The sequence below is a fragment of the Streptomyces sp. NBC_00885 genome (assembly GCF_045207475.1).
Taxonomy (GTDB): Bacteria; Actinomycetota; Actinomycetes; order Streptomycetales; family Streptomycetaceae; genus Streptomyces.
Genome location: NZ_CP108796.1, coordinates 7,321,947 through 7,337,905, shown reverse-complemented (window position 1 = coordinate 7,337,905; position 15,959 = coordinate 7,321,947). Strand labels below are relative to the sequence as shown.

Annotated in this window: 13 protein-coding genes; 6 read left to right on the top strand and 7 right to left on the bottom strand. The window is 72.4% G+C overall.

The window, feature by feature from the left end; translation table 11 throughout:
- The first annotated feature begins 9 nt into the window (after positions 1–9).
- The 4 genes from OHA61_RS33420 to OHA61_RS33405 are packed head-to-tail and all read left to right on the top strand — an operon-like array spanning position 10 to position 3,085.
- The gene (locus OHA61_RS33420) at positions 10–822 is read left to right on the top strand and encodes a putative hydro-lyase (RefSeq protein WP_406307568.1); all 813 of its coding nucleotides are present in this window, start codon (positions 10–12) and stop codon (positions 820–822) included.
- 24 nt (positions 823–846) lie between these two features.
- Positions 847–1,611 carry a LamB/YcsF family protein gene (locus OHA61_RS33415; protein ID WP_406306154.1) on the top strand — a complete coding sequence of 255 codons (765 nt, stop codon included), beginning with the start codon at positions 847–849 and terminating at the stop codon, positions 1,609–1,611.
- On the top strand, positions 1,608–2,225 hold the full coding sequence (pxpB, locus tag OHA61_RS33410) for a 5-oxoprolinase subunit PxpB (protein WP_406306153.1): 618 nt from the start codon (positions 1,608–1,610) through the stop codon (positions 2,223–2,225). Before OHA61_RS33415 ends, pxpB begins: the two co-directional genes overlap by 4 nt.
- Positions 2,222–3,085, top strand: a complete 864-nt coding sequence (locus OHA61_RS33405) for a biotin-dependent carboxyltransferase family protein (protein WP_406306152.1) — start codon at positions 2,222–2,224, stop codon at positions 3,083–3,085. Before pxpB ends, OHA61_RS33405 begins: the two co-directional genes overlap by 4 nt.
- Here OHA61_RS33405 and OHA61_RS33400 read toward each other — a convergent pair whose 3' ends face one another.
- The 6 genes from OHA61_RS33400 to OHA61_RS33375 form a co-directional block, all read right to left on the bottom strand.
- Positions 3,086–6,682, bottom strand: coding sequence for a hydantoinase B/oxoprolinase family protein (locus tag OHA61_RS33400; protein ID WP_406306151.1), 3,597 nt, complete (start codon positions 6,680–6,682; stop codon positions 3,086–3,088). It abuts the gene before it with no gap.
- The gene (locus tag OHA61_RS33395; protein WP_406306150.1) at positions 6,679–7,827 is read right to left on the bottom strand and encodes an SGNH/GDSL hydrolase family protein; all 1,149 of its coding nucleotides are present in this window, start codon (positions 7,825–7,827) and stop codon (positions 6,679–6,681) included. The genes OHA61_RS33400 and OHA61_RS33395 overlap by 4 nt, the downstream gene beginning before the upstream one ends.
- A complete protein-coding gene (locus OHA61_RS33390) occupies positions 7,824–8,984 on the bottom strand; it encodes a glycosyltransferase (protein WP_406306149.1) in 1,161 nt (386 codons plus the stop codon). The genes OHA61_RS33395 and OHA61_RS33390 overlap by 4 nt, the downstream gene beginning before the upstream one ends.
- A complete protein-coding gene (locus OHA61_RS33385) occupies positions 8,981–10,105 on the bottom strand; it encodes a glycosyltransferase family 4 protein (RefSeq protein ID WP_406306148.1) in 1,125 nt (374 codons plus the stop codon). The genes OHA61_RS33390 and OHA61_RS33385 overlap by 4 nt, the downstream gene beginning before the upstream one ends.
- Before the next feature lie 105 nt (positions 10,106–10,210).
- Positions 10,211–11,629 carry a HEAT repeat domain-containing protein gene (locus OHA61_RS33380; protein WP_406306147.1) on the bottom strand — a complete coding sequence of 473 codons (1,419 nt, stop codon included), beginning with the start codon at positions 11,627–11,629 and terminating at the stop codon, positions 10,211–10,213.
- Positions 11,630–11,907: 278 nt separating this feature from the next.
- The gene (locus OHA61_RS33375) at positions 11,908–12,300 is read right to left on the bottom strand and encodes an ankyrin repeat domain-containing protein (RefSeq protein WP_406306146.1); all 393 of its coding nucleotides are present in this window, start codon (positions 12,298–12,300) and stop codon (positions 11,908–11,910) included.
- Between the two features lie 299 nt (positions 12,301–12,599).
- On the opposite strand from OHA61_RS33375, the gene OHA61_RS33370 reads away from it, so the two are divergent.
- Positions 12,600–12,794, top strand: coding sequence for a hypothetical protein (locus OHA61_RS33370; protein WP_142215972.1), 195 nt, complete (start codon positions 12,600–12,602; stop codon positions 12,792–12,794).
- Positions 12,795–12,849: 55 nt separating this feature from the next.
- Positions 12,850–14,439 (top strand): hypothetical protein, encoded by a 1,590-nt coding sequence (locus OHA61_RS33365; protein ID WP_406306145.1) that lies wholly within the window; start codon positions 12,850–12,852, stop codon positions 14,437–14,439.
- A 9-nt stretch (positions 14,440–14,448) separates the two neighbouring features.
- Here the strand turns inward: OHA61_RS33365 and OHA61_RS33360 are convergent, their stop codons facing one another.
- The gene (locus OHA61_RS33360) at positions 14,449–15,948 is read right to left on the bottom strand and encodes a PLP-dependent aminotransferase family protein (RefSeq protein WP_406306144.1); all 1,500 of its coding nucleotides are present in this window, start codon (positions 15,946–15,948) and stop codon (positions 14,449–14,451) included.
- Positions 15,949–15,959 lie beyond the last annotated feature (11 nt).

The window sequence follows — 15,959 nt, the reverse complement described above, 5'->3', positions numbered from 1 at the left end:
GTCGATGGCCTGGGTGTCGAGGACCGGAGCGTCGAGGACCGGAGCGTCCCGGAGCTGGCTGCGGCCGAGGCCCGCGCGCAGTTCCGGTCCGGGGTCGGCCGCCCGACCGCGGGCATGGTTCCCGGCCGCGCGCAGGCGAACCTGATCTCGGTCCCCGCAGACTGGGCGTACGACATGCTGCTGTTCTGTCAGCGCAACCCGAAGCCCTGTCCTGTGCTGGACGTCACCGACGCCGGTGCCTACTCGACGCCTCTTGCGCCGGGCGCGGATCTGCGTACCGATCTGCCGCGCTACCGCGTGTGGGAGCACGGCGAACTCGTCGACGAGCCCGCGGATGTGGTGGCGCACTGGCGGGGTGATCTGGTGTCGTTCCTCATCGGCTGCAGCTTCACCTTCGAGTGGGTGCTGGCCGAGGCCGGGGTTCCGATGCGCCATGTCGAGCAGGGCCGCAATGTCCCGATGTATGTGACCGACCGGCTCTGCCGCCCCGCTGGGCGGCTGCACGGGCCCATGGTGGTGTCGATGCGCCCCGTGCCGCCCGAGCTACTCGCCACGGCGATACGGGAGAGCGCCCTGATGCCCGCGGTGCACGGCGGCCCGGTGCACAGCGGCGACCCGGCCGCGCTCGGTATCGAGGATCTCGGCCGCCCCGACTTCGGCGATCCGGTGGACCTGGAGCCGGGCGACATCCCGGTGTTCTGGGCCTGCGGGGTCACACCGCAGGCCGCGGTGACGGCTTCGCGGCCGCCGTTCGCGATCACACACGCGCCGGGGCAGATGTTCATCACCGACGTCCGCGACGAGCAGTACCGCGTGGTCTGACGAGAGACAAGGAATGGGGAGCACATGACCTGGGCGTCCATCGATCTCAACGCCGACCTCGGCGAGGGCTTCGGCCGCTGGCGGCTGACCGACGACGAACAGCTGCTGTCCGTCGTCACCAGCGCCAATGTCGCCTGTGGCTTCCACGCCGGGGACGCGTCCACCATGCGGCGCGTCTGCCAACTGGCGGCGGAGCGCGGGGTGCGGATCGGCGCCCAGGTCTCCTACCGCGATCTGGCCGGGTTCGGACGGCGCTCCATGGACGTCCCGCCGGACGAACTGTCCGCCGAGATCGCCTATCAGATAGGGGCGTTGGAGATCTTCGCCCGGGCGGCCGGGGCCCGTGTCTCGTACGTCAAACCGCACGGCGCTCTCTACAACCGGGTCGTCCACGACGAGGAGCAGGCGGCGGCCGTCGTCGACGGCGTACTGCTGTCCGGCGAACGGCTGCCGCTGCTCGGGCTGCCTGGGTCGAAGCTGCACACCATGGCCGAGAAGGCCGGACTGCCCGCCGTCACCGAGGCGTTCGCGGATCGCGCCTACACCGCGGAGGGCACGCTCGTGCCGCGCGGACAGGACGGCGCGGTGCTCAGCGACCCGGCCGCCGTTGTCGAACGGTCCGTCAGCATGGCGCGGTTCGGGGTGCTCACCTCGCGCTGCGGACAGTCGGTCCCGGTGCGGGCCCGCTCGCTCTGTCTGCACGGCGACACCGAGGGGGCGGTCACCCTTGCCCGCCGGGTGCGGCGGCAACTGGAGACCGTGGGAGTCCGTGTGGAGGCTTTCGTATGAGAGCCCTGCCGGTCGGTGACCGGGCGCTGCTCGTCGAACTGGCCGACGGCGACGAGGCTGGGGCACTCCATGCCGAACTGCTGCGCCGCCGCGCCTCGGGTTCGCTGCCCCCGATCCGGGAGATCGTGCCCGCCGCCCGTACCGTGCTGCTCGACGGACTCGACAGGCCCGGGCACTTCGCACGTGAGCTCATGGAGTGGGAGATTCCGGCACTCCACGCGCGCGTGCAGGACGCCATCGAGGTACCCGTCCGCTACGACGGGCCCGATCTGGCGGATGTCGCGGCACTGTGGCAGGAGACGGAGGAGGAGGTCGTACGGATCCATTCGGCGGCCGAATTCCGTGTCGCCTTCTGCGGGTTTGCGCCCGGCTTCGGCTATCTGACCGGGCTGCCGCAGCAGTACGCGGTGCCTCGCAGGGCCACCCCGCGCACCTCGGTTCCGGCGGGGGCGCTGGCGCTGGCGGGCCCCTACACCGGGGTGTATCCGCGCTCCTCGCCCGGCGGCTGGCAGCTGATCGGGACGACGGACGCCGTGCTGTGGGATCCGGCGCGGGAGCCCGCCGCACTGCTGTCGCCGGGGACCCGGGTGCGTTTCGTTCCGGAGCGCCGATGACGGACCGAGCCTTCGCCGTCGTACGGGCCGGGGCGCTGACCACCGTGCAGGATCTGGGGCGGCCCGGGCATGCCCATCTCGGGGTGCCGCGCTCGGGAGCGCTGGATCCGCCGGCCGCCCGGCTGGTCAACCGGCTCGTGGGCAACCTGCCGGAGGCCGCGGTCCTGGAGACCACCCTCAACGGCTGTGCCGTACGGCCGCGTTGCGAGGTGTCAGTCGCTGTCGCGGGGGCGCCCTGTCCCGTGACCGTGGACGGGCGGCCGGCGGCGTGGGGCGCGCCGGTGCGGGTGCCCGCGGGAGCGCTGCTGGACATCGGGCCCGCGGCCTTCGGCGTCCGCAGCTACGTCGCCTTCGGCGGTGGGGTGGCCGTGGAGCCTGTGCTGGGCAGCCGGTCCACGGACCTCCTCTCGGGCCTCGGTCCCTCGCCGCTCGCGGACGGAGCCGTGCTCCCCCTGGGCGGCGCGCCCGCGGGGCACGCGCGCGTGGACGCCGTCCCGCATCCGGCCCCGCCCGCCGAGCTGGTGCTGCGGGTACGGTTCGGGCCACGCCATGACTGGTTCACGGATGCGGCGCTGAGCACGCTCGCCCGTGGCGCCTACCGGGTCTCGTCCGCGAGCAACCGCATCGGTCTGCGCACCGAAGGCCCGTGCTTGGAGCGCGCGTCCAACGGCGAACTTCCCAGCGAGGGCATGGTCCTTGGAGCCGTTCAGGTGCCGCCGGACGGCTGCCCTGTGGTCTTTCTCGCCGATCACCCGACCACCGGCGGCTATCCGGTGATCGCGGTCGTCGACGAGCGGGATCTCGCGGCGGCCGCACAGGCCGCGCCGGGGATACCCATCCGCTTCGTCCCGGTTCGCTGACTACGGTTCGGGGGTGCCGTATCCCCCGCCGCCCGGGGTGTTCATCACGAGCACGTCCCCGGGGCCGACATCCACGGAATCGACGCCCTGGAGCTGCGTGATGCTGCCGTCGGCCCGCTCCACCAGGTTCTTGCCGAGCGCGCCCGTCCCGCCGCCCGCCATGCCGTACGGCGGGACGCGGCGGTGCCCGGTGAGCAGAGCCACCGTCATCGGCTCCAGGAAGCGGATCCTGCGGACCACTCCGCGGCCGCCGTTCCAGCGTCCGCGCCCGCCGCTGCCCTCCCGTACGGCGAAGGCGTCCACGCGCACCGGGTAGCGCCACTCCAGCACTTCGGGGTCGGTCAGGCGCGAGTTGGTCATATGGGTCTGGACGGCATCCGCCCCGTCGAAGCCCTCTCCCGCGCCCGAGCCGCTGGCCACCGTCTCGTAGTACTGCACGCGGTCGTTGCCGAAGGTCAGGTTGTTCATGGTGCCCGAGCCCTCGGCCTGGACGCCGAGCGCCGCGTACAGCGCGCCGGTGACGGCCTGCGAGGTCTCCACATTGCCCGCGACCGTGGCGGCCGGGTGGGACGGCGCGAGCATGGAGCCGTCTGGCACGCGCACCTCCAGCGGCTCCAGACAGCCGCTGTTGAGTGGGATGTCGTCGGCGACCAGCGTCCGGAACACATACAGAACCGCCGCCATGACCACGGACTTGGGTGCGTTGAAGTTTCCCGGCTGCTGCGGCGAGGTGCCCGTGAAGTCGATCACGGCGCCGCGCGCCTCGCGGTCCACGGTGAGGGCCACCTGGATGACCGCCCCGCCGTCGGTCCGGTAGCGGTACGCGCCGTCGTTCAGCCCGGCGACGATGCGGCGCACCGACTCCGCGGCGTTGTCCCGCACATGGCGCATATAGGCGTGCACGACGTCGAGCCCGAACTGGTCGACCATCCGCCGCAGTTCGGCGATCCCCTTCTCGTTCGCGGCGATCTGGGCCCTGAGGTCAGCCAGGTTGGTGTCGGGGGCGCGCGACGGGTAGCGGGCCGTGGTCAGCAGCTCCCGGGTCTCGGCCTCGCGCAGCCGCCCGTCGCGCACGAGCAGCCAGTTGTCGAAGAGCACGCCCTCCTCCTCCACGGTGCGGCTGAAGGCGGGCATGGAGCCGGGGGTGATGCCGCCGATCTCGGCGTGGTGACCGCGCGAAGCCACCAGAAAGCGCAGCTCGTCCCCCTCGAACACGGGCGTCACGACTGTCACATCGGGCAGATGTGTGCCGCCGTGGTACGGGTCGTTGATCGCGTACACATCGCCCGGCTTCATCGCGCCCTCGTTGCGGCGCAGCACCTCCTTGATCGACTCGCCCATCGAGCCGAGATGGACGGGGATGTGGGGTGCGTTGGCGATCAGATTGCCCTCGTCGTCGAAGAGGGCGCAGGAGAAGTCGAGCCGTTCCTTGATGTTGACGGAGTGGGCCGTGTTCTCCAGGCGTACGCCCATCTGCTCGGCAATCGCCATGAAGAGGTTGTTGAAGACCTCCAGGAGCACCGGGTCGACGTCGGTGCCCACGGCGACCCTGCCCGGGCGGGGGCGTACGCGCGTCAGCAGAAGGTGCCCGCCCTCGTCCGCGGCCGCGCGCCAGCCCGGGTCGACGACGGTCGTGGCGTCGGCCTCGGCGATGATCGCCGGTCCTTCGACCGCATCTCCGGGGCGCAGATCCGCTCGGTGGTACAAGGGTGTTCTGCGCCGCTCGCCGTCCACGAACATGCGGACCACCGCGCGCGGGGCGAACTCCCCGTCGCCCGCGATCTCATCGACGACGTACGCGCCGTGCTCCCCCGCCGCGCCCACGGCCTCGACGGAGACGGCCTCCACGACGAGCGGCTTGTCCATGGTGAACGCGTAGCGCGAACGGTGGGTCGTTTCGAAGGCTTCCTTCATCGCGGCCACGGTGTCCAGCGGCAGGGGCAGGGCGGCGTCCGTTCCGGCGTAACGCAGCAGCACGCGCGCGTGCGTGGTGATCGCGGCGTCGGGGACGGCGTCGGCGCGCAGTTCGGCGCGGGTGCGCGCGGCGAGTTCGTCGCAGAGAATGCGTACGCGCCCGAGGGCGGCCTCGTCCAGCTCCGCCTCCACGGACTGCTCGCGCATGGCGGTGGCGTCGGCCAGCCCGATGCCGTAGGCGGACAGAACCCCGGCCAGCGGCGGCACGATCACGGTGTTGACGCCGAGTGCGTCGGCAACCGCGCAGGCGTGCTGGCCGCCCGCGCCGCCGAAGGAGGCCAGCGCGTAGCGGGTGATGTCGTGGCCGCGCTGTACGGAGATCTTCTTGACCGCGTTCGCCATGTTGAGGACGGCGATCTCCAGGAATCCGGCCGCGACCTCCTCGGGTGTGCGCCGGGTGCCGCTCGCCTTGTGCACGTCACCGGCGAGCACGGTGAAGCGCTCGCGCACCGTGTCGGCGTCCAGGGGCTTGTCGCCCCCGGGCCCGAAGACCGCAGGAAAGTGGTCGGGCTGGATCCGGCCGAGCATCACATTGGCGTCGGTGACGGTGAGCGGACCGCCGCGGCGGTAGCAGGCCGGTCCGGGCACGGCGCCCGCGGAGTCGGGGCCCACGCGGTAGCGGCGGCCGTCGAAGTGCAGGACGGAGCCGCCGCCGGCGGCGACTGTGTGGATGTTCATCATGGGTGCGCGCATCCGTACACCGGCGACCTGGGTGCCGAGCTCACGCTCGAACTCGCCCGCAAAGTGCGACACATCGGTGGAGGTGCCGCCCATGTCGAAGCCGATGACCCGGCCGAATCCGGCCTGTTCGGCGGTACGGGCCATACCGACGACGCCGCCCGCAGGGCCGGAGAGCACGGCGTCCTTGCCGCGGAAGTGGGCCGCTTCGCGCAGCCCGCCGTTGGACTGCATGAACATCAGCCGGATGCCGTCGAGTTCGGCGGCGACCTCGTCCACGTACCGCCGCAGGATGGGCGAGAGATAGGCGTCGACGACGGTGGTGTCGCCACGCGGTACGAGTTTGATCAGCGGGCTGACCTCGTGGGAGCAGCTGACCTGGGTGTAGCCGAGCGCGCGGGCGGCTTCGGCGACGCGCTTCTCGTGGCCGGGATGGCGGTAGCCGTGCATGAGGACGACCGCGGCGCTGTGGATGCCGTCGGCGTGGGCGGCCTTCAACTGCTCGGTGACAGCGTCGAGATCGAGGGGCCGTACTGTCTCGCCGCGCGCGTCGACGCGTTCGGGGACTTCGATGACGCGCTCGTACACCGCCTCGGGCAGCACGATCCGGCGGTCGAAGAGGCGGGGGCGGTTCTGGTACGCGATGCGCAGCGCGTCCCTGAAGCCTTCGGTGATGACCAGGACGGTCGGCTCGCCGCGCCGTTCCAGAAGGGCGTTGGTGGCGACGGTGGTGCCCATCTTGACACCGGCGACCCGGTCGGCGGGAACGGGGTCGTCGGGGCCCACACCCAGGAGCAGCCGGATCCCGGCGACGGCCGCGTCCCGGTAGCGCTCGGGGTTGTGCGAGAGCAGCTTCCGGGACACCAGCCGTCCGTCGGGTCGTCTGCCCACGATGTCGGTGAAGGTGCCGCCACGGTCGATCCAGAATTCCCAGAGCCCGCTCATTCCCCCATTCTGGCAAGCGGAACGTCCAGGGACACGGCAGCAAGCGCCGCCGACAACGCGTGCTCGGCGCTGCGATCCAGGCGTTCGCTGGTGCCGCGCGCCCAGTGGCGTACCTCCGCACCCGCCAGCCGCATCAGCTGCGGCAGCAGATCGGTGCAGCGGCGCGCCACCCAGGCGGTCCCGGCCGTGGCGAGCCACAGCACGGCCGCGGCACGGCTCGGCGGGGCCTGCTCGGGGTCGCTGCCGGGCGCGGTCCCGTGGGCGAGACCGCGCTCGGTCAGCAGCTCGTGGAAACGCCGCGCGATCATCCGGTGCCCGCGCTCGCCCGGATGCAGCCGGTCGGCGCTCCACATGGTCCGGTCGGCGACCCAGGACGCCTCCGCGGCATGCAGATGTATGGCGCCGTAGCGGTCGGACAGGGCGTGGACGACCGTGTTGACCGCCCGCTGACGTCTCGCGAGCGGGCGGGCGAGCGGCAAGGGCAGCCCGAGCATGCTGCCGGGGTCGGGCAGGCAGGCGGTCAGCAGCACGGTGCCGCGCGCGGTGAGCCGGGCGCACACGGAGTCGAGCTGCCTGGCCATGTCCTCGATGTCGAAGGTGCGGCGCAGGGTGTCGTTGACGCCGACGAGCACGGACGCGATGTCCGGTGCGAACGCCAGTGCCTCAGGGGTCTGCCGTTCGGCGACGTCCCGGGTGAGGGCGCCACTGACGGCGAGCTTGCGGAACTCCGCGGGCTCCTGGAGGCAGCCGAGCCCGTCGGCGAGCAGGGCGGCCCACCCGCGCCACTCGTCGGCGACCCGGTCCCCCACGCCCTCGGTGAGGGAGTCCCCGAGTGCGACGAAGCGCAGAGGCCTCGTCGCGGGTACGGGAGCGGGCTCGCCCGCGCCGACACCTGTGGTGTGGTCGCTGCCGCCGCATTCGGTGACCTCGGCCATCCCGTGCTCCTCGGCGGGCTGGGCGAGGCCCCGCTCCAGTACGCCGCCGTGGCCGCCCAGGCGCACGATGCCGGCCTCCGAAGCGCGCGGTACGGGCAGCGTGGTGGCGGTGGCCACCACGACTGCCGGGGCATCGCGGGCGCCACAGGCCCCGCCCTGCGACTCCGACTCGTCCGCGAGCGCGGTCGCGGGTGCGGGTGCGGACGTCATGCCGCCACTCCCTCTCCGTGTGCCCGCTCGCGCAGCCGGGGAGCGTCGTGCGCGGTGAGGAAGGCGTCCACCGACCGCTGCCAGTCGAAGAGTTCGGCCCGGGCCCTGGCCGCCTCGCGGCGTTCGCCCTCGGGACGGTCCAGCAGCTTCTGCACCGCGTCGGCGAAGTCCGTCGGTGTGTCGAGCGCGGCCGCTCCCGCGTCCCCGATCACCTCGGGCAGGGCGGACGAGGCACTCGCGACGACCGGGGTGCCACAGGCGAGCGCTTCGAGTGCCGAGAGCCCGAAGGTCTCGGCGGGCCCCGGCGCCAGGCAGATGTCCGCCGCCGCCTGCAGATCGGCCACCGCCTCGCGGTCGCCCACATAGCCGAGGAACTGCGCGGGCAGCCGCTCGGCGCGGGCCCTGCGGATCAGCACGGCCCGCAGCGGACCGTCGCCCGCGACGACGAGGGAGGCACGTACGCCCCGCTCGCGAAGCTCGGCGAGCGCGTCCAGGGCCATGCCCGGGCGCTTCTCCACCGACAGCCGGGAGCAGAGCAGCAGCAGCACCTCGGCGCCTGCGGCGTGCTTCGCGCGCAGCACCGTGCTGCGCCGCCCCGGTCGGCAGCGGCGCAGGTCGACGCCGAGGGGCGCTCGTACGACATTGCGCGCCCCGATGCGGATGAACTCCCGCTCCGCCCATTCCGTGGTGCACACGATCCGCGAATACGCCCAGGCGGTGCGGCGGTTGAGCCGGTCCGCGGTCCGGGCGGCGACGGACTCGGAAAGACCCCAGGTGCGCAGCACCCCGTCGGCCGTCTCGTGGGAGACCATCACCGAGGGGATGCGGTGACGCCGCGCCCACTCGCCCGTCCAGCGCAGGGTGGTGCGGTCGGAGACCTCGATCCGGTCGGGCTCCAGGAGCTCCAGGACGTCCCGCAGCCGCCGCCGGGCGGCCAGCACGCGGTATCCGCCGGTGCCGGGCAGCTCGGGGCCCGGCAGGGTGATGACGCGCCCTTGTGGCGTCATCCGGTCGCTCTCCACGTCACCGGGCACGATCAGCACGGGCTCGTGGCCCGCGGCGGCGTAGCCCTTGCCGAGCTCGCGCAGCGCGGTACGCAGACCGCCGGAGGCGGGGGTGACGAAGTTCGCGAGCCGTACGATCCGCAGCGCGCTCATGCAGCCACCGCCGTGCGTGCTCCGAGCACCTCGGCGTAGTGGTCGAGGAGCAGATCCCCGATCACGGCCCAGGTCCTGCCCTCGACGGCGGCGCGTCCCGCCAGCCCGTAGGCGGCCCTCAGCCCCGGGTCGGCCGCCAGCGTGGCGACGGCCATGGACACCGCGTCCACGTCCCTCGGCTCGACCAGCATGCCCGTACGCCCGTGGTCGACGAGGTCGAGCGGCCCGCCCGCTGCGGGGGCGATGACCGGAACACCGCTGGCCATGGCCTCCTGCACGGTCTGGCAGAAGGTCTCGTACGGACCGGTGTGGGCGAAGACGTCCAGCGAGGCGAAGATCCGGGCGAGGTCGTCGCCCGTCCTGCGGCCGAGGAAGACGGCCCCCGGCAGCGCTCCGCGCAGGGTGGTCTCGCTCGGCCCGTCGCCGACCACCACGACGCGTACGCCGGGCATCGCGCAGGCCCCGGCGAGCAGCTCCACGTGCTTCTCGGGTGCGAGGCGGCCGACGTAGCCGACGATCAGCTCGCCGTTCGGTGCGAGCTCGCGACGGAGTTCCCCGTCCCGCAGTTCCGGCCGAAAACGTGCGGTGTCCACGCCGCGCGGCCACAGCCGCACCCGTTCGACACCGTGCTCCTCCAGATCGCGCAGGGCTGCGCTGGAAGGGGCGAGCGTGCGGTCCGCGGCGCTGTGGACCGTACGGATGCGCCGCCACGCGGCGCCCTCGCCGGCGCCCACATAGGTGCGCGCGTATCCGGCGAGGTCGGTCTGATAGACGGCGACGGCCGGCAGGCCGAGCCGTGCCGCGGCCGCCATGCCCCGCACGCCGAGGACGAACGGGCTGGCCAGGTGGACGAGGTCGGCCCGGTGGGCGGCGATGGCCGCCGCGACGCGGCGGCTGGGGAGTGCCACCCGTACTTGGGGATATCCGGGAAGGGGCAGGGAGGGGACGCGCACCACGGGGCAGGGTGCGGTTCGGTCGGAGTCGTCGGCCCCGGCGACTGCCGGGGCTATGACGAGCGGGTCATGACCGCGCGCGGCGAGGTGCCGGGCGGTCTGCAGGGCGCAGTGCGCCACACCATTGACGTCTGGCGGAAAGGATTCGGTGACGATGACGACTCGCATACCCGTGTTGTCGTCGCACCCGGGGTGGCTGACCCAACGTGGATCTTTCCGCTCGGGAAACGTCCCATGAGCGTTTGTGGCCGACGCCGTTTCGCGCCCGGAATGTCACACCGCAGGCATGTCCGGGCCAATTCTGCTGCGTACGGCGGTTTGCACCTCTGCCTCTTCGGCCGGATCCGCGGCCAGGCGGCGCAAACGCTCGGCCACGCGCACATCGCCGGTCTCGGCATGCAGGGCCGCGACTTCCCGGGTGGTCTCCTCGCAGTCCCACAGGCATTCGACGGCGAATCCGGTGGGGAAGGAGGGGTCGGTCGCGGCGAGCGCGCGGGCCGCGCGGCCGCGCAACTGCGAGGACGCGGTCTCGCGGTAGACATGGCGCAGTACGGGTGCGGCGCAGGCGATGCCGAGCCGTCCGGCTCCGTCGACGAGGGTCCACAGCAGGGTGGCGTCGGGCCCGTCGGCCCGTACGGTCTCGCGCAGCGCGCCGAGCACCAGCGGGGCGTCGCCCGCCGTGCCCCGGCAGGCGAGCACGCCCGCCGCCGATGCGCCGAGGGCGTCGGGCCGGTGGACCCAGCCGCGGGCCCGGTCGACGGCTTCGTCGCCGCACATTCGCTCGAAGGCGGAGACCGCTGCCTCGGCGACGGTGTGGGAGCCGCCGGACACGGCGGCCTCGATGAGGTCGAGCACGACGGTGTCGCGTGACTCGGCGAGATAGTGCAGTGCGGCGCAGCGCGCACCGTCGGATCCCGCGCGTGCGGCTTCGACGATGGCGGGCCGGTCCTCGGGCCCTGCGACCGCGGACAGACAGCGGGCTGCGGGCACATGGAGGGCGCTGCCGCGCTCCAGGCCCTGGTCGGCCCAGTCGAAGACCGCCTGGACGCTCCAGCCGGGGCGGGGCCCGCTGGGCCGCATCTGGCGCTGCCAGCGGTCGAAGGAGCCCGCCTCCTGGGCGGCGCGTACCCGGGCGCCGATCGCCTCACGCCGGTCCTCGGCCCACAGCCGCCACGGCCGCGGTTCGAAGGCGTCGCGTACGGCGACGGCCAGTTCGGCCTCGCCCTGTGGGGTGGCCGGGAAACGGGCGAGTACGGAGGGGGCCAGCGCCCGCAGGCCGGAGTCGTTGTCGCGCAGGGCGAGCTCGTCGAGCGCCCAGGCCCAGTTGGCCCCGTTCGCGGCATAGCGCCGCAGCAGTGAAAGGGCGTCGCCCCTTCCGTACGAGGCGAGATGCCCGAGCACCGCGAGCGCGAGGCCCGTCCTGGCCTCGTCGGTGTCGAGGTGGTCGTCGGTGTCGCACAGGTGGCGCTCGATCTCCTCGAGACTGCCGTGGAGATCCAGGTAGAGGCGCGCGTAGTACAGGGAGCGGTTCTCGACCTGCCAGTCGTGGCGGGGGTCGTTCAGTACGCAGTGGTTGAGTGCGGCGAGCGCTTCGGCGCGCGGCGCTGCCAGCGCGTGCAGCGTGCCGTCACCGCGGCCCCTCTGCAGCAGGCCGAGCAGCGTGCCGCTCGGCGCTATGACTGGATCGAACATGGGAAAAGCCTCACATCAAGCTGTCGACGCAACCGGGGAGTGGAGATGCCTAGGCCGCGCAGCAACATGTCGGGCCGCCCGTTGTCTTCCGCTTGGTGTAGACCATCTTCCTCTGCCTCTCGTCGGTGGCCCCAGGGGAACTCCCGGATGAAGTCCGGGGCAGGGCCCGACGTCATGATGACCCACCCATATCGCCACCGCGACCACATTTACGGCGTCCCTCCCGGCGACCTGTCGGCGACCGCTCAACAATCCGTCAACGGCCTTACAGCGACCGCTCATTGGTCGCCGAACAGCTCCAGGAGGTCTGTCTTCCCAAACATCCGCGCTGTATCCACGGCGGACGGCGTCCCTGCCTTCGGGTCGGCTCCGCCGGCCAGCAGTACGCGGATGACGGCGTCCTCGCTCTTGAAAACGGCACCAGCGAGCGGCGTCTGGCCGCGGTCGTTGGCCCGATCCGGCTCGGCGCCGCGGGCGAGAAGCGCTTTCACGGCCGGGGCGTGCCCGTGGTAGGCGGCCAGCATCACGAGGGTGTCGCCACGGTCATTGGTGAGGTTGGCGGGCACCCCGGCGTCGATGTACGCGGCGAGCGCCTCGGTCTCTCCCTGGCGCGCCAGGTCGAAGACCTTGGTGGCGAGCTCGATCACCTCGGGATCCGGGGCTTCGCTCATCGGAGGGACCGCCTTTCACTGCGTTGACCTGGGGCGCACGGCAGGAGCAGCCGTACGAGTGAATCGACAGGGTACTGCCCGCACTGCGACAAGAGGCGGCCCGGCCGCGGCAGAGGATCACCACGGGGAAGGCACTGTGCAGCGCAACCGCGCAGTGTGCCCCCCGGCCGGAAGTCCGGCGTCCGCCAGTCGAGTGAAATCAGGGGAATTTCACCCATTTGCACCTTTTATCACATAGATGCTTCCTGTGAGCATGGAAGTACTCATGGTGACTGTCCCCTCAACCAGGAGAACCACTCATGATCCTCTCCATCTCAGGCGTCGTGCTGCTCGGCATCATCGTCTTCCTCTTCTTCAGGAAGGACGGGCTCAAGGGCTCGCACGCGTTCGTCTGCTCGCTCTTCGGCTTCTTCATCTCGGGCACGGCCATCGCGCCGAGCATCAAGGCCGGCAGCGCGAGTCTCGCCAGCCTCCTGGGCGGGATCAAGTTCTGACTCCCGCAGTACCGGCCGACACCATGTGCACCCCCAGCACCTTCAGGAGACCGATGTGGCCCGGCGACCACTCCCCCGCATTCTCAGCAGCGGCAGCGCACAGATCGCCCGGAGCCGGGAGATCGCGCGCACGGCCGCCGACAGCGCCACAGACGTCCTCCATCCGCTGATCACCATCACCCGCGGCCTGCGGCAGCTGGCCGTCATGGCCCGGCACAGATGGGCCGCCACACCCAAGGAAAGGCGTGGTCCCACGCTGTTCCTGGTCGCGTCCTGCGTCCTGGTGGTCGCGCTCATCCCGTACGGGCCGCTGGTCGCCCTGATCTCGGTGATGGCCGCGGCCGCCTGGAAGGGCCGGGTGCGTACGCCGGTGAAGAACGGCCCGGACGAGGCGGAGGCCGGCCGGCTGCGAGCCCTCTACGAGGCGCTCGTGCCGCACTTCTCCGTCGCCGAGGACCCGGCTCCGCTGTTCGCCCACGGCGGCGACTGGAGCAAGGCCTTCAGCGACTACGAGTTCGACGGCAATGGGCGCCTCACCCGGCTCCGGGTGGCCTATCCCGCCTACTTCACCGACGGCGAGGCCGAGTCCCGGGCCCGCATCGAGCAGCTGCTGCACGCCAAGTCCGGGCGCGGCCGCGAGTATCTCTTCACCTGGGACGAGGAGGGCAACCGGCTCGTGATGAGCGTGCTGCCGGCCCTGTCCACCGCCATCGCCGCCCAGCGTTTCGTCACCGTCCCCGGCGAGACCGTGCTGGGCTTCACCGATGCCGACGCCGTGCGGCGCACCGTGCCGGTGTCGGAGGGCGCGGAGACCCATGACGTCCCTCCGGTCCTCTGGCGCACCGGACCGCGCTCGACGGAGCCGCATCTGCTGGCGGTCGGCGGGCCCGGCAGCGGCACCACGACCCTGCTGCGATCCATCGCGCTCCAGGCCCTGCAGCACGGCGACGTACTGATCGTGGAAGGCAGCGGCACCGGGGAGTACGCCTGTCTCACGGGGCGGGCGGGCGTGCTGGCCGTCGAGTGCTCTCTCGCCGGTGCGCTGGCGAGCCTGGAGTGGGCGGCGCACGAGACCGAGCGGCGGCTGATCGCCGCCAACCGTGCCCGGCAGGCCGGGCATCCTGCGCCCGACGACACCAGGCGCCCGCTGTGGATCCTGCTGGACAGGCCGAGCATCTTCGGTCATCTGGCGGCGGCCGACGGGGACACCGATCCGCAGCAGCTGCTGCAGGTGCCGCTGCGTCACGGCCGGGCCGCACAGGTCACGGTGGTGGTGGCCGAGCAGTTCGACAGCCTGGACTCGCTCACCGAGACCCTGCGGACGCACACCCGCGCGCGGATCGTGCTGGGCCCGGCCGCCTTCGAGCAGGTCGAGTCCGTCCTCGGAACCCGGCCGCACACCACGCCTACGCCCGAGGTCCCGCCGGGTCGCGGCTACGCACGGCTCGGTACGGGTCCGGTGCTCAGGATCCAGGTGCCGGCGACGCCGGACCCGTACGACGAGGCGACGAGCGAGGCACAGCGCCGTGCTGTGCTGGCGCTGCTGCCGGAGCGGCAGGACCAGGCGGAGACCGGAGCCGTACCCGATCCGGTCGCGGATCCCTTGGCAAAACCCGTGGCGGCTCCCGTACCGGCCGAGAGCTGACGCGTCCCGTCAGGCGACGAACGTCCTCGGCGCTTCCGTCCCTGTCGTCGCGCCCGTCTCGACCAGCCGGGCCGCGGCTGCCAGCCGCGCTGCCGCCTCGTCCGCGACCCGTCCGCCGACCGTGAACGGCAGCCGGACATAGCCCTCGAAGGCCCCGTCGACTCCGAAGCGGGGCCCCGAGGGCACCCGCACACCCACCCGTTCGCCGACCTCGGCGAGCCGGGAGCCGGAAAGACCGCCGGTGCGCACCCAGAGCGTGAGCCCGCCGCTCGGCACGTCGTACTCCCAGTCGGGCAGCTCCCTGCGCAGCGCCCCGACCAGAGCGTCGCGGTTCTCCCGCGCCTGGCCGCGGCGGATGGCGACCGCTTCCTCCCAACCGCCGGTCTGCATCAGCCAGTTGACCGCGAGCTGTTCCAGGACGGGCGTGCCCAGGTCGGCATACGCACGGGCCGAGACCAGCGAGCGGATCACATCCGGAGCCGCGCGCACCCAGCCGATGCGCATCCCCGCCCAGAAGGCCTTGCTGGCCGAGCCGACCGTGAGGACCGTGCTGCCCGCCGGGTCGAAGGCGCAGACGGGCCGGGGCATGCCGATGCCCTCGTCCAGATGGAGCTCGGACATGGTCTCGTCGACGACGAGTACCGTGCCGGCGGAGCGTGCCGCGTCGACGAGGCGGCGGCGCTGGTCCTCGTCGGCCAGGGCGCCGGTCGGATTGTGGAAGTCGGCCACCACATAGGCGAGACGGGGTGCGGCGTCCCGCAGCACCTGACGCCAGCGCGGGATGTCCCAGCCCGTCAGCCCTTCGGCCATGGCGACCGGCACGAGCCGGGCGCCCGCTTCCCGCATCAGCTGAAGGATGTTGGCGTAGGAGGGGGACTCGACGGCGATGCGCTCACCGCGTCCGGCGAAGAGATGGCAGATCGCGTCGATCGCGCCCATCGCGCCCGTGGTGACCATGATCTGCTCGGGCATGGTCGGGATGCCGCGCTCGCTGTAGCGGTCGGCGAGCATCTGCCGCAGCGCGGGCAGCCCTGCCGGATAGTCGCCATGAGTGTGGGCGTACGGGGGCAGCTCTTCGAGTGCGCCCTGGACACTGCGGGTGAGCCAGGGTTCGGGGGCGGGCAGGGCCGCGCAGCCGAGGTCGATCATCGAGCCGAGCGACTCGGGCGGCAGGGGTTCCAGGCCGCGTGCGGGCAGCGGGTTCCCGGCGGGCACGGCCGTCCAGCTGCCCGCTCCCCTGCGGGATTCGAGGAAGCCCTCGGCGCGCAGTGCCTCGTAGGCGGCGGCGACGGTCGTGCGGCTGACCGACAGCGACAGCGCGAGCTCACGTTCGGCGGGCAGCCGGGCGGCGACGGGGACGCGGCCTTCGAGGACGAGCAGCCGGATGCCGTCTGCCAGTGCGCGGTAGGCGGGCGGCTTGCGGGCGCCGGGCCCGGCCGGGCGGGGCTGCTGGGAGGTGAGCTGCCGGGCGAGCTGCGCCGCCCCCACCGCAGAGGTCCACTGCGTCATGGAAGTCAGTC